This window comes from Hoeflea sp. TYP-13, assembly GCF_040932035.1.
Lineage (GTDB): Bacteria > Pseudomonadota > Alphaproteobacteria > Rhizobiales > Rhizobiaceae > Hoeflea_A.
Genome location: NZ_JBFRBB010000001.1, coordinates 1,784,477 through 1,805,780, shown reverse-complemented (window position 1 = coordinate 1,805,780; position 21,304 = coordinate 1,784,477). Strand labels below are relative to the sequence as shown.

Genomic DNA, 21,304 nt, shown 5'->3' with positions numbered 1-21,304 from the left:
CTGGGCCTGTGCGATTTGAGGAAAAGTTTTTCCGGGAAACCCCGGGTGCGGTGGCGGGATCGTGATCGGTCATCATGACCGTTATGTAGTCAGTCGCAAATGCGCCGGACTTGATTTATGTCAAGTGAATGTGGCTTTGGGTGGTTTGTAGATCAGTACGGCATTCAATGCCACACATTCTTCAAACCCGCCTCAAAGATCAACCGTGAGGACACCGTCCGCCGCCTGGGCGCGCGAGCAGCACAGGATTATTTTTTCCTGGCGTTCCTTTGCCGAAAGGACGTGGTCGCGATGTTCCACTTCACCGTTGATCAGCCTCGCCGCGCATACGCCACACAGCCCGTCGGTGCATTTGACGTCCACTGCCAATCCGGCGTCGATCAGAGCGTCGGCTGCGGTCTGTTCGGCGCCGACTTTGATGGTGCGGCCTGATTTTGCAAGTTCCAGGACAAAATCGTGGTTGACGTAATCGGGGGCTTCGGGGACAGAGAAATATTCCTTCAGCAACGCCTCTTCGGGCCATCCCTTTGCCTCGGCTGCCTCAAAGACACCGTCCATGTAGCGGTCGGCGCCGCATGTATAAAGCCGGAACCCCTCCCTAAAGTCGGGAACGAGTTCGTTCAACCTGGCGCGATTGCCCTCGGCCGAGAAATGAAAGAACACACGGTCGGCCCAGGGCATGCTTTTGAGCTCTGCGGCAAATCCGGATTTTTCTTCGGATCTGGCGCTGTAGTGGAAGATGAACTCCTTACCGAGCGCGTGCAGCCGGTGCGCCATGGTGATCAAGGGTGTCACGCCAATGCCACCGGCCATCAGCAGCGAAAACGGGGCGTTTTCATCAAGCGGAAAATGATTGCGCGGCTCGGAAATGAAGATGCGCCGTCCTTCCTTGAATACCCGGTACATCAGCAGCGAACCGCCGCGGCCCTTTTCCTCCTTCTGGACACCGAGGATATATTTGCCGTTGTCGGACGGATCACCGGCAAGGGAGTATTGCCGCTGATATTCGGGAGCGATGACCACATCGACATGGGCGCCGGCTTCGACCCTTGGCAGGGCCTCGCCGTTTTCGCGGGTCAGTTCAAAACGAACGATATCAGAGGCGAGATCCTCCCGTTTCGATACGATAACGGGAAATACCGGCGGTGATCCGCCAAGCGGTTTTGCAGGTGGCGCAAGGCCATCCGTTTCACCGGCGGCGAGCTTTTTGCGATATTCCTGTGGCGTCAGCATCGCCCGGTAGCGTTCAATGCCTTCTTCCCGGTTGAGCGGGTGGGCAATTGGAAACGGCGGCGGCATGACATCGGCCGGGTAGACTGCCAGCGTCTGGTCCTCATATTTGACATCCAGCTTCTTCGACAGGCCGCGCCGGTTGGTGGCCTGCGCCTTCACGTAGCGCCCGGCTTTCGTGTCCAGTTCGATATCCCACCACCAGGTCTTGACCGGATTGATCTCTCCTCGCCCGAGCGCGTCGTCCAGTCTGGCAAGGGTTTTGGCCGAGCCCGGCGCGTTGATCGCAAGCCAGCGGAACGCCTCGTCTGAAAACAGACCCTCAAGGTTCCACGGACAGGTCTTCATACAGCGACCGCACATGCCGCCCGCCGCATTGGTGATGCGGTATCGGGCACATTTTTCAGCGTCCGATTTCCAGATTTCGTAGCCGTTGTACATCAGCTTGGGGCCAGTGGTGATGGCACCGGAGGGACACTCCCGGGCGCATTTGTTGCAGGAGTTACAGAAGCTTTGCAGGCCGAAATCGATAGGCTTGTCATGGGTCATGGGCATGGATGTCGTCACCACACCCGATTTTAAACGCGGCCCCAGAAACGGGTTAAGGATGACCTCGCCTATGCGGCTGACTTCACCGAGGCCCGAAAGAAGCAGCAAGGGCGGTTGCAGCACGTCGCCATCGAGCACCGAATGCACGCGGGCGGAATAACCGAGCCGTCTTATCTGCTCGCCGATGACACCGCCAAGCAGCGAAAACCGCAAATAGGCGCGCATCGACTGGGCGACCGATATCCAGTCGTCACCGCTGGCGCCCTCCATCGTGTCGAAACCCTGATCGAGAAGCAGCGACACGCCGCTGTCGTGATAGGGTTCGATCGGGTTTCCGCCGGCATCGTGGGAATAGTAGGCCCAATCCGGCACGCGGCTGAGTCCGACTGCATCTGCCGACAGATAATAAGCCGCGGCCTTGAGATTGTCGGCATTTCGCACCGGGTCCAGGGTTTCATGTGAAACAGGTCCGCGCGCCTCACCGAACTGAAGCAGAAGCAACGCCCCAAGGGCACGCCTGGCACATGCGCCAATCGGGCTCTTCATGACGTACATGCCGCCCTTGGCGCCCTCCTGGACCTGCCGGCCCATATCGCCAAAGAGAGCCCGCGCGAAAAAATCCGCCCGTTTGGGAAAACGCGGCACGCGCTCCTCGTCGATCATCGTCGTCGGCGTTTCGCGCCGTTTAATGGTCTCGAACGGATGCGGCCCCATGCGGAACTCGCGGTCGCGATAAGGTTTTGCGGTCGCTGCCCTGCGGTCGGTCCCCTTGCCCATCCACCAGGCGGGTCCGTGCGAACGCCACCCGGACCTGCCGCTGTCCTTTGCAAGCGGAGTGTCGGGCTCGACTTCAAGGGTCGTCGTCACGGCCGCCAGGCCAAAGCCTTTGCCGACGAACGGATTGATCAGGACCTGACTGCCGTTTTCGTCGGTCGGCGAACAAAGGCCGGCCGATACGCCCAGCCGGTTCAAATCGACATCCGACGTCGTTGCCGTGTGGGCGCGCGCCTCATGGCCAAGCATGCGCATGTAGTTGGCGACCACGACGGCCACGTTGGAGGTCAGCAGTGCCGCGCGCTCGGCCTGGGTGCCGACAAACCATTCGGTGCCTGGCTCGTCAGGGTGAGGATCGCGCGTATGTTCCACCAGAAACACCAGCGCATATGTGTGATGATCAACCGGGCCAAGCTTGACCCGGGCCGAATCGAGCACATCGGCATAGATCGCATCGACACCGGATGCAAAGCTCTTCGGCTGCCCCTCTTCAAGCTCCCGCTTGATGTCGTCGATCATCGGGTTGCGGAATGGCTCCTTCAGGAAATGCGCCGGTTCGAGCCTTGCAATACCGATCATCGATGCATCGAAGTAGTAACCGGCCGCCTTCAGGTGCTTTACCCGTTCAACAGGATCTTCCGGGATTTCCGCCTCTCCGTGGACGATGGTGCCGTCGCGGACGGTATCCATCATGCCCATGAAGCGCGCCATGGCATGAGCCAGCGATTTTTGTTCGTGTCGATCGAAATCGAGCGGCCGCATCGGCTCAACCGACAGAAGGTCGGGAGGATCAAGTGACCGGTTCAGATTTTCCAGCGGAAACGGACCGAGGTCGAAGGGGCGGTTTTTGGTCGAAAAGAAGTTCAAGTTCTTGATCCTAAAGCCGGGAGAGCTCGCGCGTTTCGCCGGCGGACAACGCGTCGATGTGGACAAGCACCGATTCGAGGTCACCGTTTGCGAGTTTGGTTGTGAAATGGCTGTTGAGCCGCTCGACCAGCGGTCGGCACTTCTCCATGACATCCCGCCCCTTTGCCGTCAGCACGATTTCAACACCCCGACCGTCTCCTTCCGCGCCGCAGCGGGTGATCAGTTCCATCTCTTCCATGGACCGCAGTGCCCGCGAGATCGCGGAACGCGCAATTCCGACATAGTTGGCGAGCTCGGAGGGCGTCTTGACATCTTCCAGACCGACACCGCTCAAAATGCACCACATCAGCCGTGTTATGCCGAACGGGCTGATCATCTCTTCCAGTTGCGCCTCCATCAAGCGTGCCAGGCGCGAGACCTTGTAGCCAAGACGCTCATGCAGTCGGTAATTGCAGCTCATGTTTCGACGATGCCTCTTCCTTCCGGATTGATTGGATTTCTAGAACAGTTAGTTAACATTGTCAATTATCTAATTAACAATGTTAATCACTGCGATTCAGCAAACAACACTTCAACCTGCGCCGGTTGCGCTTTATTAGAGAGGAATCGCTTCCGAGAAGGATCTCTTCATGTCCAAGCCCGAAATCCTCGTTACAGATCGTTTCATTCCTGTCGTGCTGGACGGGCTCAATAGTGCCTTTGTCACACACGAGCTATGGAAAGCGGACGACCCTGAGGCGGTATTATCGTCCGTCGCCGGCAATATCAGGGGCATCGCCGCCGGCCACACCATTCCGTTCAACGCGGATTTCATAGACCGGTTTCCCAATCTGGAAATCATCGCCAATTTCGGCGTCGGCTACGACAATATCGACGCAGCCTATGCGGCAACGAGGAATATCCTTGTTACCAATACGCCTGATGTACTGACCGAGGAAGTCGCCGATACCGCCATCGGCCTCATGATCATGACTGCCCGCGAGCTTTCCGCCTCCGAGCGCTGGCTGCGCGCCGGCAACTGGAACGGTCCCTATCCGCTCACCCGGGGCACCTTGCGCGGCAAAAAGCTCGGTATTTTTGGTCTCGGACGTATCGGCAAGGCCATCGCACGGCGCGCCGAAGCCATGCTGATGGAGGTCAGCTATCACAACCGCAATCCTTTGGCTGACGTCGACTACCGCTATTTTGCGACCCTGACGGAGCTTGCGGCACATTGCGATGTGTTGTTGTGCGCCGCGCCCGGCGGCCCGGCAACCCGGCACATCATCAACACAGATATTTTCAAAGCACTCGGGCCTGAGGGCATGTTCATCAATATCGGGCGCGGTTCGACCGTCGATGAGACGGCATTGATTGAAGCCCTGCAGAACGAAACGATCATGACGGCGGGCCTGGATGTATTTGAATTCGAACCGAAAGTCCCCCAGGCGCTCATCGACATGGATCACGTGGTTCTGCTTCCGCACGTTGCCTCGGCATCCCAGCACACAAGGGACGCCATGGGTCAGTTGCAGGTCGATAATCTTACACACTGGTTCAAAAATGGCGCACCGATCACGCCCGTTGCGGAGACACCCTGGCCACGATCCTAGAGCGGACGGCACGTCGCTTTCCCTCGCGGACCGGCGGACCTATAGTTGTGAGAATTAACTGTGCGACTCTCGACTGTCCGGAGGCAACTGCTTGGCAAGTCCATTGGAAAAAGCCGCATCCCTGTCGTGTTGGAAAGGCCGGGTCGATCCTGAGCCCCTGAGCGGCGGGATCACCAATACCAACTTCGTCGTCAACGACGCCGGCAACCGCTACGTGGTTCGCATTGGCACTGACATTCCCGAGCATCAGATTGTCCGCTCAAATGAACTGGCCGCGAGCCGCGCCGCGGCAGCGGCGGGAATTTCGCCGGCGGTCATGCACGCCGAGCCGGGTGCGCTGGTGCTTGAATTCGTCGAAGGTGTCACGCTGAACGAGGCCGATATCGGCGAGCGGGCGCGGCTTGCGCGCATCCTGCCGGTAATCAAGACCTGCCACAGGGACATTCCGCTTCATTTTCACGGACCGGCGATGATGTTCTGGGTGTTTCACATTCTGCGCGACTACAGCGAAACGCTGCGTATCGGACAGAGCAATTACGCCGATATGCTGGCATCGCTGGCTGAAATATCCAGCAGATTGGAATATGCCGTTGGACCTATAGACCTTGTCTTCGGTCACAACGATCTGCTTGCCGCCAATTTCATCGATGACGGCGACAGGATCTGGCTGATCGACTGGGACTATGCGGGCTTTAATTCACCGCTGTTCGATCTTGGCGGCCTTGCCTCGAACAACGGTTTTGACGAAGAACAGGAAATCTGGCTGCTCGAAAATTATTACGAGCGCGCCGTGGACGCTAATTTGCGCTCCCGATTCGAGGCGATGAAATGCGCCTCGTTGCTGCGGGAGACCATGTGGTCGATGGTATCGGAGATCCATTCGACAATCGATTTCGATTACGCCGCCTATACGGCTGAAAACCTGCGCCGCTTCAACGCCGCCTATGACAGCTACAAATCAGACTGGGAGGCAAAATGACCGATCTTCCGGCGTCGGTGAAGGTGGTGGTTATCGGCGGCGGGATCGTCGGCTGCTCAACGGCGTATCATCTTGGAAAGCTGGGGTTGGCTGACACTGTCGTCCTGGAGCGCTGCAAGCTGACGTCGGGAAGCACATTTCATGCGGCCGGCCTCGTCGGTCAGTTGCGCAGCAGTGCCAACATTACGCAACTGCTGGTCAGCTCGGTCGATCTTTACCGGTCGCTGGAAGAAGAAACCGGCCTTGCGACCGGCTGGAAGATGAATGGCGGACTGCGGCTCGCATGCAATGAAGAGCGCTGGACGGAAGTCAAACGCCAGGCGACCACGGCACGCTCCTTCGGGCTTGAAATGCAGTTGCTCACGCCAAAGGAAGCACAGGACCTATGGCCGCTGATGGAGGTCGGCGATGTTATTGGCGCGGCGTTCCTTCCTACCGATGGCCAGGCCAACCCTTCCGATATCACTCAGGCACTTGCAAGGGGCGCGCGCCAATCGGGTGTTCGGATATATGAAGACACCGCAGCTGTTCGAATTGAAACCTCCGATGGGCGGGTAGCCGGTGTCGTTACCGACAAGGGGCGCATTGCCTGCGAAAAAATCGTCTGCTGCGCCGGACAATGGAGCCGCAACCTGGCAGCGTCCGTAGGTGTCAACGTGCCGCTGGTCTCGGTTCAACACCAGTATATGGTGACGGAACCGATAGAGGGCGTGACGCCTGACCTCCCTACATTGCGCGACCCTGACCGTCTCACCTACTACAAGGAGGACGTCGGCGGCCTCGTCATGGGGGGGTACGAACACAATCCCCTGCCCTGGGCCGTTGACGGCATTCCGGACGATTTTCACTTCACGCTGCTCAACTCGGATTTCGACCATTTCGAGCAGATCATGGCCCTGTCGCTGGATCGGGTTCCGGCGCTTGAAACTGCCGGCGTCAAACAGCTCGTAAACGGTCCTGAGAGTTTCACGCCGGACGGCAATTTCATTCTTGGCGAGGCACCTGAGCTTGGAGGTTTTTTTGTGGGCGCCGGTTTCAACGCATTCGGCATTGCCTCGGGCGGCGGCGCCGGCATGGCGCTTGCAGAATGGGTCGCCTCCGGCGAACCGCCCTATGATTTGTGGCCGGTCGACATCCGCCGTTTCGGCAAGCCGCACCTCGACACGGACTGGGTGCGCACAAGAACACTCGAAGCCTACAGCAAACACTACACCATGGCCTGGCCACACGAGGAAAACACCTCAGGCCGGCCGTCACGCCGCTCACCGCTTTATGCACACCTGCAGGCGGCCGGAGCATGTTTCGGTGAAAAACTCGGTTGGGAACGACCCAACTGGTTTGCTGACATTGCAAGCGGAGAAATGCCCGGGGACGTATACAGTTTCGGACGGCAGAACTGGTTCGACGCCGTTGGGCGCGAGCACCGCGCGGCCCGCAATGCTGCGGTGCTCATTGATCAGACATCGTTCGCCAAATTCAAAGTGACCGGGCCGGATGCCGAAGCGGCACTTTCATGGATTTGCGCCAACGATGTTGCCAAACCGGTCGGAACCGTCACCTATACGCAGTTGCTCAATGACAATGGCGGCATCGAATGCGACCTGACTGTCACACGCCTTGCTGCGGATACGTTCTATATTGTCACCGGCACTGGATTTGCCACGCATGATTTCGACTGGATCAGAAAAAACATTCCCGCCGGCATGAACGCGCAAATCGTCGACGTCACATCGGCCTATGCGGTGCTTTCCCTCATGGGTCCGAAGTCCCGCGAGGTCCTGCAGGCTGTCACAAAGCAGGATATATCGAACGCGGCATTTCCTTTTGCGAGTGTGCGTGAAATCGGTATTGCGTTTGCCTCGGTACTGGCGCTGCGCATTACCTATGTCGGCGAACTTGGATGGGAGCTGCACGTGCCGGCGGAATATGCGGTGTCGGTATTCGAAGCGTTGCAGGATGCAGGTGCAAGGTGCGGCCTGGCGAATGCCGGTTATCGGGCCGTAGAATCACTGCGGTTGGAAAAGGGTTACCGCGCCTGGGGATCCGATATCGGCCCCGACCACACGCCGCTGGAGGCGGGGCTGGGCTGGGCGGTAAAGCTCAACAAAGAGATCGACTTCAAAGGCAAATCCGCACTGATAAGACAGCAGGAGGCCGGCCTTTCAAAGATGCTCGCCTGCTTTACCGTCGACGATCCAGTCATAACGCTGCTCGGCCGCGAGACCATATTCCGCGATGGGAAGCGCGCCGGCTGGCTGACGTCGGCCGGCTGGGGGCATCACGTTGAAACGAACATAGGCTACGGATATATCCGCAATGACGGCGGTATCGACACCGGCTATGTCCTCGGCGGCAGATACGAGCTTGAGGTCGCGACCGCACGTGTTCCCTGCCGCGTTCATCTTCAGCCGCTTTACGATCCGGCGATGTCTCGAGTGAAGGCCTAGAACGCGCCTTATTCTGCAGAAACAATGCTTCGAATGCGAAAGGCAGGGCGCGAAACGTTGAGGCGCAACGCATCTGACCCTGCCTTTCTTTTGTCGAATGCAATCCGGGCGACGGAATTGCATACAACCGACAAAAAAGGTTCAACAGTGTTGTCGGCCCCCCTCCGGACCAAGCACCGCTGACATGTCACACATGTTCATGATGATACTTCGTTGTTCGCTCGGAAGCGCCCGTCTTTGACAAGCCGATCGGATCAAACGCGAATCATCCCGGATTGAACAGCCGTGACACCGGCAAATTATGCGAGCATGGTTTGCGCCTCAATCACCCAGATGGGGGACGCTGAACCGGCTAATCGAACGGGTTCTTTTCTGCACTTTGAGTTGTGGCCAATCGCATTGATATTGAATAACAATAGCTTGCGTCTTTTGCAGGGAGTGCCTGATGACAGTAGCCGGATATCCGGTCGACAACGTGCAGATCGATATCAGCGTCGCCAAACAACTCCTGGCCCGCTCTCCCGCGGCAACAACGTCATCTTTCCTGTTCGCTGTTCTGACCGTAGCGCTCCTGAGCTACATCTCGCCCATCGGCAACGCAAAATTCTGGCTGGTTGCGGTCGCCGCAGCCGCATGCATGCCATTTGCCTATATCGCTATACAAAAGAAGTACCCTTTCAACGCTGACAACATTCGCAAATATCTGCTTTTCAATTCGTTCAATGCGCTGGTTTCCGGCATAGTCTGGGGCGTCGGTATGGTTGTGCTTACGGATGTCTCTTCGGATATTTCGATTGCCATCACCATTCTGGCGATTTTCGCGTATTCGACAGCCGCAATAGTCAGTCACGGTGCGTTTCCCCGCTCATACGCCGCAGCAGCCGGCTCTGCCTTGCTGATTTACGGGACTTTTTTGATCACGATGGCACCGGTTCCCGAAAGTCGCTTCGGGTATGCGGCAATAATCATGTTTCTGCTTTATCTGGTCATCGCTCGCAACGTCAGCAGAGCCACGGTTGCCAATCTCACGTCACAGCAGCAAAACCAGGCGATGATGAAAGAGCTCAAGGAACAGCGCGATGCCGTAGAAAGGAGCCATGAGGACAAAACACGGTTCCTTGCAGCGACAAGTCATGACCTTGCCCAACCGTTGCACGCGCAGGGAAACTACATTTCCGCCTTACGCAGCCGGCTGAACCGTCCGGAGCAATACGAACTTCTCCAGAAAATCGAAGCGAGTTGGCGCAGCATGGGTAATATGCTCGATGGTCTTGTCGACATTTCCAAGCTTGAATCCGGCGCTATCACGATCAACGCCACACCGGTGGACCTATCAATCCTGATCGGCAACATCGCGGACGAATTCGCTCATGCGGCAAACAATAAAAACATCGAGCTTCATGTACGGGCAGAGCGTCAGTTTGCCGAAACGGATGCCTATTTGTTTAGTCGCATACTCAGAAATGTGCTCTCGAACGCAGTGAAGTTCACCCAGCCGGGCGGCGAAGTCCTGGTTTCGCTCACGGGCGCCGGCGACCGGCTGGCCGTCAGCGTTGTTGATTCCGGCATCGGAATTCCGGCGGAAAGCCATTCGGAAATATTCGACGAATATGTGCAACTGGACAATCCCGAACGGGACCGCCAGAAGGGCCTTGGACTTGGCCTGTCCATTGTCAGACGCCTGTGCAATCTTCTGGAAATCGATTTCGATATGAAATCCGAAAAGTCGAACGGGACGTCCTTCACGTTTTATCTTCCGAAATGCAACAAACCGGAGACAACAGGTATCGCAACGTCCGAAAAACTCTCGGCATTGCGGTTAAGCGTGCTGGTCATCGATGATGAACGGGCCATTCTTGATAGCATGTCAATCATGCTCTCGGATTGGGGTTGCGAGGTTTTTTGCGCCCGGTCGGAATCCGAGGCCGTTGAACTTATCCAGACGCTCGACCTGTCCCCCGACTTCATCATTGCGGATATGCGGTTAAGGGAAAATGCGACCGGCACTGCAGCAGTCGCAGCCATACGCTCATTGCTGGCAAAGGACATTCCTGCCATCGTCATGACAGGCAATGTCGACGGCATAGGCGATCAGGCGCTGCCTGCCAAAGCGATTCTGCTGACGAAACCCGTCGATGCCGGAACGTTGTATCGGGAGTTGAAAAATCTCGGAGCTTCCGACAGCGCATCCCATGGCGCGCAGCCGGTCGAAAACAGTTCTAGCTGATAAGACCGAGCAATTGCGCCCTGCGCACACAGGCTGCGCGGGTGTTTACATTAAGCAGTTTGAACATGCGCTTCATATGCGTCTTGACGGTATTTTCGGACACGTTGAGAACCTGGGCAGCCTCGCGGTTTGAATAACCCTCCGAAACAAGATGCAGCACCTCCAACTGACGTTGACTCAACTCAACCCCGGTAACGCCCTGAATATCGCGGGCGGCGCCCGGTGAGCGGCTGTCGTCCGCATAGGCGGTCCACAGGTTTGGAGGAAGGAATATCTCCCCTGCGAATACCGTATCGAGTGCCTCATTCAGCATCGCCGCAGAAGCGGATTTGGGCAAAAAACCCTGCGCGCCGAGACGCAGTGCCTCCTCAATCGGAGGAGCAGTGTTGATGCCGGAAACGATGAGAACGGGCATCCTTGCTCCCCTCGCCCGCAGCGCTTTCACAAACGCAATGCCGTTGATGCTGTCCATGATCAGGTCTGAGATCACCAGATCAAATCGATGCCCGTCTTCAATCATACGCAAGGCGCTCAGCGGTGAGTTGATTGGCACGCATTCGTATGAATCGGAAAGATTGCTGATGAGTTGAGCCAGACCATCCGCAAACATCTGGTGGTCGTCAACGATTGCGATTTCGATTTTTTTCAACATGCACCGCCATCTAGGATTGAATTGAACCTAACGGCTTTTCAATCGGTTGTCGCCACTATTGAATATGGAAATAGGTAGTAGAAACCGGTTTTTCTATTTGTAAGCAGTGGTTTCAACAATAGAAATAGTCGCAAACCGTGTTGACGAAAACTGCCCGAGGTGACTCAATACGGCAATGGAGCCGCAGGAATCACAACACGAAAAGCGCAACCTTTCGATTTTGTTCGGTCAGCGGGCTCTGGCTACCATGGGTTGGACCATGGCCAACCCGGCGGTTGTTCTTCCTTATCTCGCCATTTCGCTCGATGTTCCGGTTTTCCTCGCCGGATTGCTTGTCAGCTTACGCAGATCAGCGAACCTTGGAGTAGCGGTACTCGGAGCCGATTTCGCAGCGGCGCGAATCAATAAGAAGGCCGATATTTCCGTCACCGATTTTGTGCTGGCTCTGTGCTACGTACTGGCCGTTGCATCCGTCATCTCCAACTCTACCATTGTGGTGACGGTAATGTTCATTGTCATCGTTCTTCTGATCGGGCTAACTGAGGAATACCAGAACCTCATCAGCTGGGATTTCCTTGCGGATACGCTGCAATCCGAAAATCGTCAAAGGCTCATGTATACGGCCATGGGCATCGGCGGCATCGGGGCCATTGTGTTTGCCTGGTCCGCACATTTCGTGATGAAGGAATATCCGCCCCTTGCAAGGCACTCGACGGTGATCGCAATCGCCGTCATTTGTTTTTGCGTCTCAGCCGTCTCAATTTTGCTGGTGCGGGAGTGGAAGCAGCAAACTGACAGCACAGACCCGAAACCGGGCGGCAGGAGCCGGCTCCAGGCCAGCCGCGAGGCAGTCGCCAGCTTTTTTTCCAGTTTGCGTCATCTTCTCTCCATGCCCTGGTTTCGCAGATATGTTTTGATCCGTATGGCATTGCAGAATGTGGAGTTGTCCGTCCCGTTCTTTGCGATTCTGGCGGCCATTTCGCACGGAGCCTCGCAGAAGGGTCTGACCGCGCTGATAATATCTTCTGCCGCCGCACTGGTGATTGCCGGGCCGGTCTGGCGCTTCGTAGGCCGCATTTCCAACGGCGCGGTTATGGCGGGGGGCGCAATCATGGCGGCGCTGGCCGGCGTCGTGCTTATCGTCAACCATTATGTCCAGTGGGCGGATGTAACGGTGGTCCACTCGCTCACTCTTTTTGCCGTGACGGTGGGTGTGCAGGGCGTGTCCTCTGCCAGAGCGCTTTACTATATGGATATAGCACCCAAGGAATACCGGGTCAGCGGGCTCGCTGTCTCAAAGAGCGTGGTACGGGTCGCTGGCATTATTCTCGCCGCATTCATGGCGGCACTTGCCCACATGCAGCACGTAACATGGGCTATCGCCCTTGTTGCAATTCTTAATGTTTGTACCGCTATCTTTGTGTTCTCGGTTTCAGGCAAACCGGCACATGATGTCAAACCAGCATAGTGCGAATATTCACGAGACCATGGCAGCCGAACCTCAAACAGTAGAACGACGAAATCTTTCCATCCTCTTCGGGCAGGGAACCTTTTCAACCATTGCCTGGACCATGGCCAATCCGTCGGTTGTGCTCACTTATCTTGCCATTTCGCTGGATCTTCCCGTGTTTCTTGCCGGGATGCTGGTCACGTTCAGTCAGGCTTCCAAACTGTTTACGGCCCTGTTTGGAACGCCGGTCGCTGCCCGCAGACCAAAGAAGAAAATCGATCTGGCAGCGACCGACATAATTCTCGCCATCTGCTTCCTCCTTGCTCTGACGGCAGCCGCATTCGGCACTTCGCTGATTGTCGCAATCTGTTTCGTTCTGGTGATACTCGTAGTCGGTGCTGCGGGCGAATATCAAAGCATCATGACTGCAGGCTTTTACGGCGACGTTCTTAACTCGCAATCACGCATGCGGCTGCTCTACACGGTTATGACGCTTGGCGGGATCGGGACCGGCTCCCTGGCGCTTATCGCGCATCGGACCTTCATTGACGATGCGCCTTTCACAAGACATGTAGCGCTGGTGACCATTGGTGTCGTATGCTTTCTGGTCGCCAGCGCCGTCATCCTCCTTGTTCGCGAATATACGAAGAACGATCAGCCGGAACCTGCAACGGAGCCCCAGCGCAAACCGCTCAAATTTTCCGTCGGCAAGCACTTCCACGAGGTTTACGGCAATTTCCAGGTTCTGTGGAAAATGGAATGGTTCCGCCGTTATCTGCGCGTACGTCTGGCCCTGCTCACTGTAGAAATGTCCATCCCGTTCTACGCCATTTTGGCGGCGCTTTCCCACCATCACACACCCAAAGGCATGAGCGCGCTGATCATTTCGTCCGCAACGGCGCTGATCGTATCGGGCCCGCTGTGGCGTGCGGTGGGGATTGTTTCGACCCGTTCGGTTATGATTGCGGGCGCCAGTCTTGCCGCGTTTGCCGGCGTGCTTCTGGTTGCAAATTATTTCCTGGCAATAATCCCCGAACCTCTCATCCACGCCATCGCACTTTTCATCGTAACCATAGCTGTGCGCGGGGTTTCAACAGCCCGCTCGCTTTATTTCATGGACGTTGCGCCGGAGGAATACCGGGTTATCGGCATTGGCGTCTCAAAAGTCGCCGTACGCATATTCGGCATCGGGCTGTCGTTTCTCATGGCATCAGTTGCGCATATCCAGCATGTGATCTGGGCGATCCTGATACTGGCACTGATCAACGCTGCAACCGCGGTGCTGACCTATCGGACAGCCGACACAAGCGATGCGGGCGAAGCGGCGTAAAGCCAAGGCCGCAAATGCTCCGTCAGAACGCCTCTGCCTGTGCCTTTTCCCAGTGTGCGGCATAGGCTGGGTTGATCGTGTCCGTCAGCAGTTCACCGGGCTCCAGAAACACATGAATCTCGCTGTAGGAACGCTCGGTTTCATCAGCAACGCGCTGATAGATGAGCTCCGGCGTCAATTCTGACGGAGAGTTCAAACCCATCGCCCCAACCAGATCGAGAAAGCTCTCAATCGTTGCCTGATGATAGTGAGCTACCCGCTTTTGTCGAAGATCGACATCGACAGCCTTTGCCCGCCGGCTGTCCTGTGTGGTTATTCCGGTCGGACAGGTATTGGTGTTGCAGCGCACGGCCTGGATGCAGCCGAGAGCAAAAAGCATCGGCCTTGCCATGTTGCACATATCGGCGCCCAGAGCGATCTTCTCGATGATATGAAATCCGGTCACGACCTTGCCGCTTGCGATCACGCGGATGTCGTCACGCAGCGAAGCGCCGACGAGGCAGGAATGAACAAATGCCAGCCCCTCGTTGATTGGAATACCTAGACGATCGGTGAACTCCGGTGGCGCTGCGCCGGTCCCGCCTTCCGCCCCGTCGACGGTAATGAAATCCGGCAGGATCTTGGTCTTGAGCATGGCTTTGACAATGCCCATGAATTCATGGCGACGCCCGACGCAAAGCTTGAAGCCGATCGGCTTGCCACCACTTAATTCGCGTAACCGTGCGACCCAGTGCAACAGACCTTCCGGTGATGAGAAGGTGGTGTGCGCAGGAGGCGAAATGACGTCCTTACCCATCGGTACTCCACGGATCCTGGAAATCTCCTCGTCCACCTTGGCCGCCGGCAGAACTCCGCCATGAGCTGGTTTGGCGCCCTGGGAGAGCTTGATTTCGATCATCCGCACGACATCGCGCCTGGCGATTTCGACAAACTTGTCCTCATCGAATGTGCCATCTGGCGTTCGGCAGCCGAAATAGCCGGTGCCGATCTGGAATATGATGTCTCCGCCACCGGCAAGGTGATAGGGGCTAAGCCCGCCCTCGCCCGTATTGTGGGCAAAATTGCCGAGCTTGGCTCCGGCGTTGAGTGCGTGAACCGCTGTCGGGCTCAGCGCCCCGAAACTCATTGCCGATATATTCAGGCGTGACGCGTTGTATGGCTGCTTGCATTCCGGACCGCCCACAACGATACGCGCGTCGTCAGGCGAGACTTTTTTCGGCGCGAGCGAGTGACTTGCCCGGTTGAAGCCGACATCCATGATGTCCATCTGGGTGCCGAAGGGCTGGGTGTCCACGGTGCCCGCGGCGCGTGCGTAGACCAGCTCCCGCTGCAGCCGGTTGAACGGTTTTCCGTCCTCGTTGTTTTCAACGAAGTACTGCCTGATTTCCGGGCTGATAAACTCGAAACCGTAGCGCAGGTGGCCGATGACCGGATAGTTGCGCAAGACATTGTGCGTGGCCCAATGGATGTCGTAGATGCCAACAAGAATAAGCGGCACGACAATGACAAGCATCCACCAGAATGGCGGCCAGGCTTGGGCAATCAGCGCGACGACCACCAGGGCCACCACTGACACTATATAAAAGGCCGTTCGCATCATAACCTGCTTCCTCCGCCACCCGTTCATCCGGCGCCCGGTCAGGGTCACCCGATTGCAAATTAGCCGGCAACGCGTATTTCGGATTGCCCGGCATGATTGCCAATCCGCGTTGCGATTCAGAAGACTACTTCCTGCGGCCGCGCAACGCCAGCGTGCGGTCTAACGGGTAATCAAGCACCATTAAAAATTCATCAAGGCGATGTGCTGCCGGTGATCCAGTCCATGACAGGGTTGTGCTTTTGTGCAAGCAACCGAGACATGGTGTAGTGATTGATCCCCGGAAGGATCATCAGCTCGTTGTGGATCGCGGCATTCGCCAGGCGGCGGCTGTAGTCCTGCGACTGGGCGATGAACTGTTCGGTTTCCTCGCCGCCGGCGGCAATGAGAATGCCGGGACGCCCGACCACCACGTCGGCCCGCGTGTTCAAATTCAGGACATCCGCATCGCTCAGATGCAGGTCGCGGTTGAGAAAGGACCGCTTCATCGGGCCAAGGTCATAGAGGCCGCTGAGCAATGCCGCTTTGCAGATGCCGGAACCACCTGGCCAGTCCTTCTCCAGAATCTTGGCGGCAAGGAAGGCACCGACGGAATGCCCGCAGAGGACGATCCGGTTCGGATCGCCGTTCCACTGGCTGATATTCTCCCTCACCCATTCGAAGGATACCAATATCTGCCGGACGATTTCTGAAACCGGAACACGCGGCGCAAGGTCGTAGTTGACCAGCGCGACTGTGTATCCGTATTTCACCATCTGAAGTGCAATGTACCGGTACTGGCTTTTGTCGAGCGCCCGGAAGTAACCGCCGTGAATGAAAACAAATACCGGTGCACCTGGAGCCCGCGCCGGGAAGATATCCAGTTTTTGACCTTCGCTCCCGCCATAGCTGATATCCAGCGCGCATCTGAGAAGGCGCTGCGCCAAATGACTTTGAGCAACATTCTTCAACAGATGAAGCCGGGCAAAAGGGTGTCTTTTCCGGAGATCGAACTGGTCGTCAAACTCCGCTGTCTCCTGGCACTCTTCACTCTTTTTGTCGCCGGTATTCATTTTGGCAAACCTCTGGAAATATCGCGCAACCTTATCGTTGACTGAAGAAATTGAAAGAATGCACGCATCCTGACCGACGGGTTTTTGTTGAAGCGTGTCAGATCCGACCACGTTGACGAACATTTGTGTGTAGCAGACTGAGTTAAGTGATTTGCCGTACAGGAAAAACGCGGTGTCCAAAATCAATCGGTTTGCCACGCTAATATCCGACAACGAACACAATCCGGGCTCAATTTGGCCGCGAATCTGGCCTTTCTATCGGTCCGCTGATTGTCGGGCCGTTAGCCGGCAGGAGCAGGTGGCACGAAATCCTATACTGCCCCAAGCCAATTGAACCTGGAGAAACAAAATGAAAATCAAGAAACTGGCCACAGCCCTTGTCGCGGCGATGGCAGCTAGCTTTCTGCACACTGCAGCATCGAACGCCGCCGACACGCCGCCGGCACCGACACCGGAACCGGCGCAGAAACGCCATTTGACCAAGGTGGGCATGCTCACCTGTGACAGTTATGGCGGCTTCGGTTATGTCATTGGCTCCTCCAGCGATCTGTCCTGTACCTTCAAAAACCGGCACGGCAGTCACGAATATTACAGCGGCGACATCACCAAGCTTGGACCGGATATCGGCTACAAGCGCCATGAGCGGCTGGTCTGGGCTGTTTGGGCTCCGAGCTACCAGGTTCCGCAGGGCCGTCTGGACGGGACGTATCTTGGTGTATCGGCCGCCGCCGGCCTCGGCCTCGGTGTCGGCGCCAATGTGCTGGTGGGTAATCTGAATAACAATCTCAACCTTGTTCCGGTCAGCGTCAGTGCCAATGTCGGATTGAACGCATCGGCAGGCATCGGCGCTCTGACCCTGACGAGTGACACCGCCGCCCGCTAAGGCAACAGCGGTTCCACCGAAAGCCCGGTTAAATTTCTGTAATAACCGGGCTATTTCTCAATCACCGGTTTAAAACACAAAATTCATAATCTAAATTGGGATTACGCAAGCGAGCGGAGCCCCAATTAATGTCCGAGAAGACTGATTCTGAGCATTCGTCTGAGACTGAAGGCGAGTCCACAAGGGGCGCGGGACCTGATGGAACCGCCGATGGCCACGCTCATGAGGATGAGGCTCAAGCACTGATCGATCCGGTTTGCGGAATGACCGTCACGGACGCGGACAAGGCGCCGCAGTCAGAATTCGGTGGTGACAACTATGTCTTTTGCTCGGAAAAATGCCAGCAGGCTTTTCTGACGGACCCGTATTTCTACACGTCCGGCAATGCGGGACGCGTCACGCAGACGATGGCAGAGGACACGACCTATACCTGTCCCATGCATCCGGAAATCATCAGGAACGAGCCGGGCTCATGCCCCATATGCGGCATGGCGCTCGAACCGGTCGGCGCAGCGCCCGACGGGCCCAACGAGGAACTGACCGATTTCACGCTCAGGCTCAAGGTGAGCCTTATTTGCGCAATTCCATTGCTGATTTTGACCATGGGACCGATGGTCGGCATTCCGGTCCGCTCGCTGTTCGGCGAAAAGATATCAATCTACATCGAATTCGTGCTTGCAAGCCCGGTCGTCCTGTGGGCTGCCCTGCCCTTTTTCCAGCGCGGTCTGCAATCGATGCGTACGCTCAATTTCAACATGTGGACGCTGATAACGCTCGGCGTATGCGCGGCCTATGGCTACAGCGTCGTCGCTACCTTTTTACCGGGCCTGTTTCCGGCGAAATTCCAGATGGATGGCGGCCACGTTCCGGTTTATTTCGAGGCGGCCGCCGTCATTATCGCCCTCATCTTTGCCGGTCAGGTGCTGGAGTTGCGGGCGCGTGAACGCACCGGGGACGCCATACGCGCCCTTCTGGACCTTGCCCCAAAGACAGCACGGCGTATTCTGACCGACGGCAGCGAATATGACGCGCCGCTTGAAAACATCATCGGGGGTGACCGGCTGCGCGTCAGGCCGGGCGAGCGCGTGCCGGTCGACGGTGTCGTAGTGGACGGCCGCAGCGCGGTCGACGAAAGCATGATCACGGGCGAACCGGTCGCAGTTGAAAAAGCGGAAGGCGACGGTCTGACGGGCGGGACACTCAACAAGAACGGCAGCCTCGTCATGGCTGCCCAGCGGGTGGGCAGCGAAACGACCCTTGCACAAATCGTCAACATGGTCTCAAGCGCCCAACATTCGAAGGCGTCCATACAAGGGCTTGCCGACAAGGTGGCATCCTATTTCGTGCCGACCGTCGTTGCCATTGCGATCATCGCATTCATTGTGTGGCTGGCAGTCGGCCCGTCACCGGCATTCATTTTCGCGATGATATCGGCCGTTTCCGTACTGATTATTGCCTGCCCGTGCGCACTCGGACTTGCGACGCCCATGTCGATCATGACGGCAACAGGCCGCGGCGCGCAGGCAGGCGTTCTCGTCAAGGATGCGCAGGCGCTGGAAAATCTCGGTCATGTCGACGTGCTCATCGTCGACAAGACCGGCACATTGACGGTAGGCAAACCGCAACTGACCGACGTCATCCGGCAGTCGCACCACAGCAAGAACACGATCCTGAAACTGGCGGCAACGCTGGAAAAGGGATCGGAGCACCCGCTGGCGGAAGCCATTGTCCAGGGCGCCGAGGACGACAAGCTGTCGCTTGAAACCATGATCAATTTCGAGGCGATTACCGGCAAAGGCGTCATCGGAAAAGTAACCGGCCGCGATGTGGCGCTTGGAAATGATGCGCTCATGGAGGCTTTGGGCATTGACACCGCACAAGCTGCACCGGTGGCTGAGGAACTGCGCCATGCCGGCAAAACGGCAATGTTCGTTGCTATTGAGGGCGAACTGGCTGGCATTGTCGCGGTCGCCGATCCGGTCAAGGAAAATGCGCGGACTTCGATCAGCGCCCTGCACGAGCAGAATATAATCGTTGTCATGGCAACCGGCGACAATGAAACCACGGCAAATGCTGTTGCGGCTCAACTCGGAATCGATGAGGTGCACGCAGGTGTTCTGCCGGCGGACAAGAAGCGGCTTGTCGACGACCTCAAGGCGCAGGGCAGCCGCGTCGCCATGGCGGGCGACGGCATCAACGACGCCCCGGCGCTTGCCGCTGCCGACGTTGGTATCGCCATGGGAACCGGCGCGGATGTCGCCGTGGAAAGCGCCGGCATTACGCTTTTGAAGGGCGACCTTTCAGGCATCGTGCGGGCGCGCAATCTGGCGCGCGCCACATTGCGCAATATCAGACAGAACCTGTTCTTCGCCTTTGCCTATAACACGGCCGGCATTCCGATCGCGGCAGGCATCCTCTACCCACTCACCGGTACTCTGCTGTCTCCGATGCTTGCGGCGGCGGCGATGAGTTTATCGTCCGTTTCGGTAATTACCAATGCGCTGCGGCTGCGGACGGTCAAACTCTAAAACAAGCTGGCTAATCGTTGCGTCAGCCTTTTCGCACAACACCTTGCGTTAGCTAACTTTTCTGCTTTTCAAGGCGTTGCAGAACGCTTTCGCACCAGGCGATCCAGCCCTGTTCGTACTGGATGCCCAGTTCGAGGCCCATGAGCTTGCCGAGATCCTCCGCTGGAGGCTGCCCATCACTAAAGCGCACATCCCTTATGTGGTAGTACTGACCCAGTTGCTCGCGATGGGCCTCGAGCCGCGCTGCCACCTGTTCCCGCAGTGCATCCTTGTCGACATATTCAATCGCCTGCAGCCGTACCAGCAGGTCGTCCTTTATCAATGGAAGCGCCACAGGCTCGCGCGACCATTCCTTAAGGGCGTCCTTGCCGCTTTGCGTGATGCTGTAGGCAATTCTGTTCGGCTTGCCGGACTGGATTTCCTCGATCGATGTCACATGCCCCTGTTCCCCGAGCTTTTTCAGCTCCCGATAGATCTGCGGATGGGTGGCCTTCCAGAAAAACCCGATGGATGTGTCAAAGAATTTCGCCAGATCGTAACCCGACATCGGACGCTCGGTGAGGCAGACCAGGATTGCATGAGAAAGGGCCACGTGCGGGAAAACTCCATTTTTTCGTTGTCATTTCTATTGAACTTTGCATATATGTGTCAATGCACATATGAGTGATGTCATCCTGCGCATGCATGGGAGGAAACCGATGACAGCTTTACAGGGACTGCAGCCTGAAGCGCAAAAAACCCTCACCCGTTGGCACGAAATACTGATCCAAAAGGACACCAGCACCCTGGCTGAAATTACATCCGACAGTGTCGTATTTCGCTCACCGGCCGTTTTCACGCCCTTTGCCGGCAAGCAGGCCTTTGTTTTCATCATCGCAACGGTGGCAGGCCTGTTCGAAGACTTCCGCTATCACCGCCAGTTCGCCTCCGCAGACGGATCGAGCGCTGTCCTGGAATTCGAAGCAAATATCGGCGACAAGACCCTGAAGGGCATCGACATGATCCGCTTCGACGAAAACGGCCTCATTGCCGAATTCGAGGTGATGATCCGCCCCGCCAATGCGCTTGTGGCCCTGGCTCAGAAAATGGGAGAACAGGCCGGACCCGGTCTTGCGCATATGCGCGCAGCCAGCGCCTGATATTCGAA

At 57.0% G+C, this 21,304-nt stretch carries 15 protein-coding genes; 9 read left to right on the top strand and 6 right to left on the bottom strand.

Going from position 1 to position 21,304, the window contains the following annotated elements:
• Nucleotides 1-192: 192 nt before the first annotated feature.
• A complete protein-coding gene (locus ABVT35_RS08540) occupies nt 193-3,420 on the bottom strand; it encodes a 4Fe-4S double cluster binding domain-containing protein (protein ID WP_368465874.1) in 3,228 nt (1,075 codons plus the stop codon).
• 10 nt (nt 3,421-3,430) lie between these two features.
• Entirely contained in the window at nt 3,431-3,880 is a 450-nt protein-coding gene (locus ABVT35_RS08535; RefSeq protein WP_368465872.1) for a MarR family winged helix-turn-helix transcriptional regulator, read from the bottom strand.
• A gap of 169 nt (nt 3,881-4,049) precedes the next feature.
• On the opposite strand from ABVT35_RS08535, the gene ABVT35_RS08530 reads away from it, so the two are divergent.
• The 4 genes from ABVT35_RS08530 to ABVT35_RS08515 all read left to right on the top strand — a co-directional run bounded on the left by ABVT35_RS08530 (nt 4,050) and on the right by ABVT35_RS08515 (nt 10,665).
• Complete coding sequence (locus ABVT35_RS08530) at nt 4,050-5,012, top strand: 2-hydroxyacid dehydrogenase (protein ID WP_368465871.1); 963 nt, start codon at nt 4,050-4,052, stop codon at nt 5,010-5,012.
• Between the two features lie 91 nt (nt 5,013-5,103).
• On the top strand, nt 5,104-5,991 hold the full coding sequence (locus ABVT35_RS08525; protein ID WP_368465870.1) for a phosphotransferase: 888 nt from the start codon (nt 5,104-5,106) through the stop codon (nt 5,989-5,991).
• Nucleotides 5,988-8,438 (top strand): FAD-dependent oxidoreductase, encoded by a 2,451-nt coding sequence (locus tag ABVT35_RS08520; RefSeq protein ID WP_368465869.1) that lies wholly within the window; start codon nt 5,988-5,990, stop codon nt 8,436-8,438. Before ABVT35_RS08525 ends, ABVT35_RS08520 begins: the two co-directional genes overlap by 4 nt.
• A 445-nt stretch (nt 8,439-8,883) precedes the next feature.
• Complete coding sequence (locus tag ABVT35_RS08515) at nt 8,884-10,665, top strand: ATP-binding protein (RefSeq protein WP_368465868.1); 1,782 nt, start codon at nt 8,884-8,886, stop codon at nt 10,663-10,665.
• Here ABVT35_RS08515 and ABVT35_RS08510 read toward each other — a convergent pair.
• Nucleotides 10,658-11,317 (bottom strand): response regulator, encoded by a 660-nt coding sequence (locus ABVT35_RS08510; protein WP_368465867.1) that lies wholly within the window; start codon nt 11,315-11,317, stop codon nt 10,658-10,660. The two genes, ABVT35_RS08515 and ABVT35_RS08510, sit on opposite strands and share 8 nt — an antisense overlap.
• Before the next feature lie 175 nt (nt 11,318-11,492).
• On the opposite strand from ABVT35_RS08510, the gene ABVT35_RS08505 reads away from it, so the two are divergent.
• Nucleotides 11,493-12,785: an MFS transporter gene (locus ABVT35_RS08505; RefSeq protein ID WP_368465866.1), complete on the top strand. Its 1,293-nt coding sequence runs from the start codon at nt 11,493-11,495 to the stop codon at nt 12,783-12,785.
• Nucleotides 12,766-14,097, top strand: a complete 1,332-nt coding sequence (locus ABVT35_RS08500) for an MFS transporter (protein WP_368465865.1) — start codon at nt 12,766-12,768, stop codon at nt 14,095-14,097. The genes ABVT35_RS08505 and ABVT35_RS08500 overlap by 20 nt, the downstream gene beginning before the upstream one ends.
• A 22-nt stretch (nt 14,098-14,119) precedes the next feature.
• On the opposite strand, the gene ABVT35_RS08495 is transcribed toward ABVT35_RS08500, so the two are convergent.
• Complete coding sequence (locus ABVT35_RS08495; protein ID WP_368465864.1) at nt 14,120-15,697, bottom strand: FMN-binding glutamate synthase family protein; 1,578 nt, start codon at nt 15,695-15,697, stop codon at nt 14,120-14,122.
• Between the two features lie 191 nt (nt 15,698-15,888).
• Complete coding sequence (locus ABVT35_RS08490; protein ID WP_368465863.1) at nt 15,889-16,746, bottom strand: alpha/beta hydrolase; 858 nt, start codon at nt 16,744-16,746, stop codon at nt 15,889-15,891.
• Between the two features lie 349 nt (nt 16,747-17,095).
• On the opposite strand from ABVT35_RS08490, the gene ABVT35_RS08485 reads away from it, so the two are divergent.
• Both ABVT35_RS08485 and ABVT35_RS08480 read left to right on the top strand, forming a co-directional pair.
• Entirely contained in the window at nt 17,096-17,629 is a 534-nt protein-coding gene (locus tag ABVT35_RS08485; protein WP_368465862.1) for a DUF992 domain-containing protein, read from the top strand.
• Nucleotides 17,630-17,757: 128 nt separating this feature from the next.
• Nucleotides 17,758-20,157, top strand: a complete 2,400-nt coding sequence (locus tag ABVT35_RS08480; protein ID WP_368465861.1) for a heavy metal translocating P-type ATPase — start codon at nt 17,758-17,760, stop codon at nt 20,155-20,157.
• Nucleotides 20,158-20,209: 52 nt separating this feature from the next.
• Here the strand turns inward: ABVT35_RS08480 and ABVT35_RS08475 are convergent, their stop codons facing one another.
• On the bottom strand, nt 20,210-20,749 hold the full coding sequence (locus ABVT35_RS08475; RefSeq protein WP_368465860.1) for a PadR family transcriptional regulator: 540 nt from the start codon (nt 20,747-20,749) through the stop codon (nt 20,210-20,212).
• Nucleotides 20,750-20,855: 106 nt separating this feature from the next.
• Here ABVT35_RS08475 and ABVT35_RS08470 point away from each other — a divergent pair, with 106 nt between their 5' ends.
• Nucleotides 20,856-21,296, top strand: a complete 441-nt coding sequence (locus ABVT35_RS08470; protein ID WP_368465859.1) for a nuclear transport factor 2 family protein — start codon at nt 20,856-20,858, stop codon at nt 21,294-21,296.
• Nucleotides 21,297-21,304: the final 8 nt, after the last annotated feature.

Coding starts and splice junctions, on each gene's coding strand:
- ABVT35_RS08500 (WP_368465865.1), top strand. CDS start 12,766: ATGATGTCAAACCAGCATAGTGCGAATATTCACGAGACCATGGCAGCC.
- ABVT35_RS08495 (WP_368465864.1), bottom strand. CDS start 15,697: ATGATGCGAACGGCCTTTTATATAGTGTCAGTGGTGGCCCTGGTGGTC.
- ABVT35_RS08520 (WP_368465869.1), top strand. CDS start 5,988: ATGACCGATCTTCCGGCGTCGGTGAAGGTGGTGGTTATCGGCGGCGGG.
- ABVT35_RS08530 (WP_368465871.1), top strand. CDS start 4,050: ATGTCCAAGCCCGAAATCCTCGTTACAGATCGTTTCATTCCTGTCGTG.
- ABVT35_RS08485 (WP_368465862.1), top strand. CDS start 17,096: ATGAAAATCAAGAAACTGGCCACAGCCCTTGTCGCGGCGATGGCAGCT.
- ABVT35_RS08490 (WP_368465863.1), bottom strand. CDS start 16,746: ATGAATACCGGCGACAAAAAGAGTGAAGAGTGCCAGGAGACAGCGGAG.
- ABVT35_RS08515 (WP_368465868.1), top strand. CDS start 8,884: ATGACAGTAGCCGGATATCCGGTCGACAACGTGCAGATCGATATCAGC.
- ABVT35_RS08505 (WP_368465866.1), top strand. CDS start 11,493: ATGGAGCCGCAGGAATCACAACACGAAAAGCGCAACCTTTCGATTTTG.
- ABVT35_RS08480 (WP_368465861.1), top strand. CDS start 17,758: ATGTCCGAGAAGACTGATTCTGAGCATTCGTCTGAGACTGAAGGCGAG.
- ABVT35_RS08510 (WP_368465867.1), bottom strand. CDS start 11,317: ATGTTGAAAAAAATCGAAATCGCAATCGTTGACGACCACCAGATGTTT.
- ABVT35_RS08535 (WP_368465872.1), bottom strand. CDS start 3,880: ATGAGCTGCAATTACCGACTGCATGAGCGTCTTGGCTACAAGGTCTCG.
- ABVT35_RS08470 (WP_368465859.1), top strand. CDS start 20,856: ATGACAGCTTTACAGGGACTGCAGCCTGAAGCGCAAAAAACCCTCACC.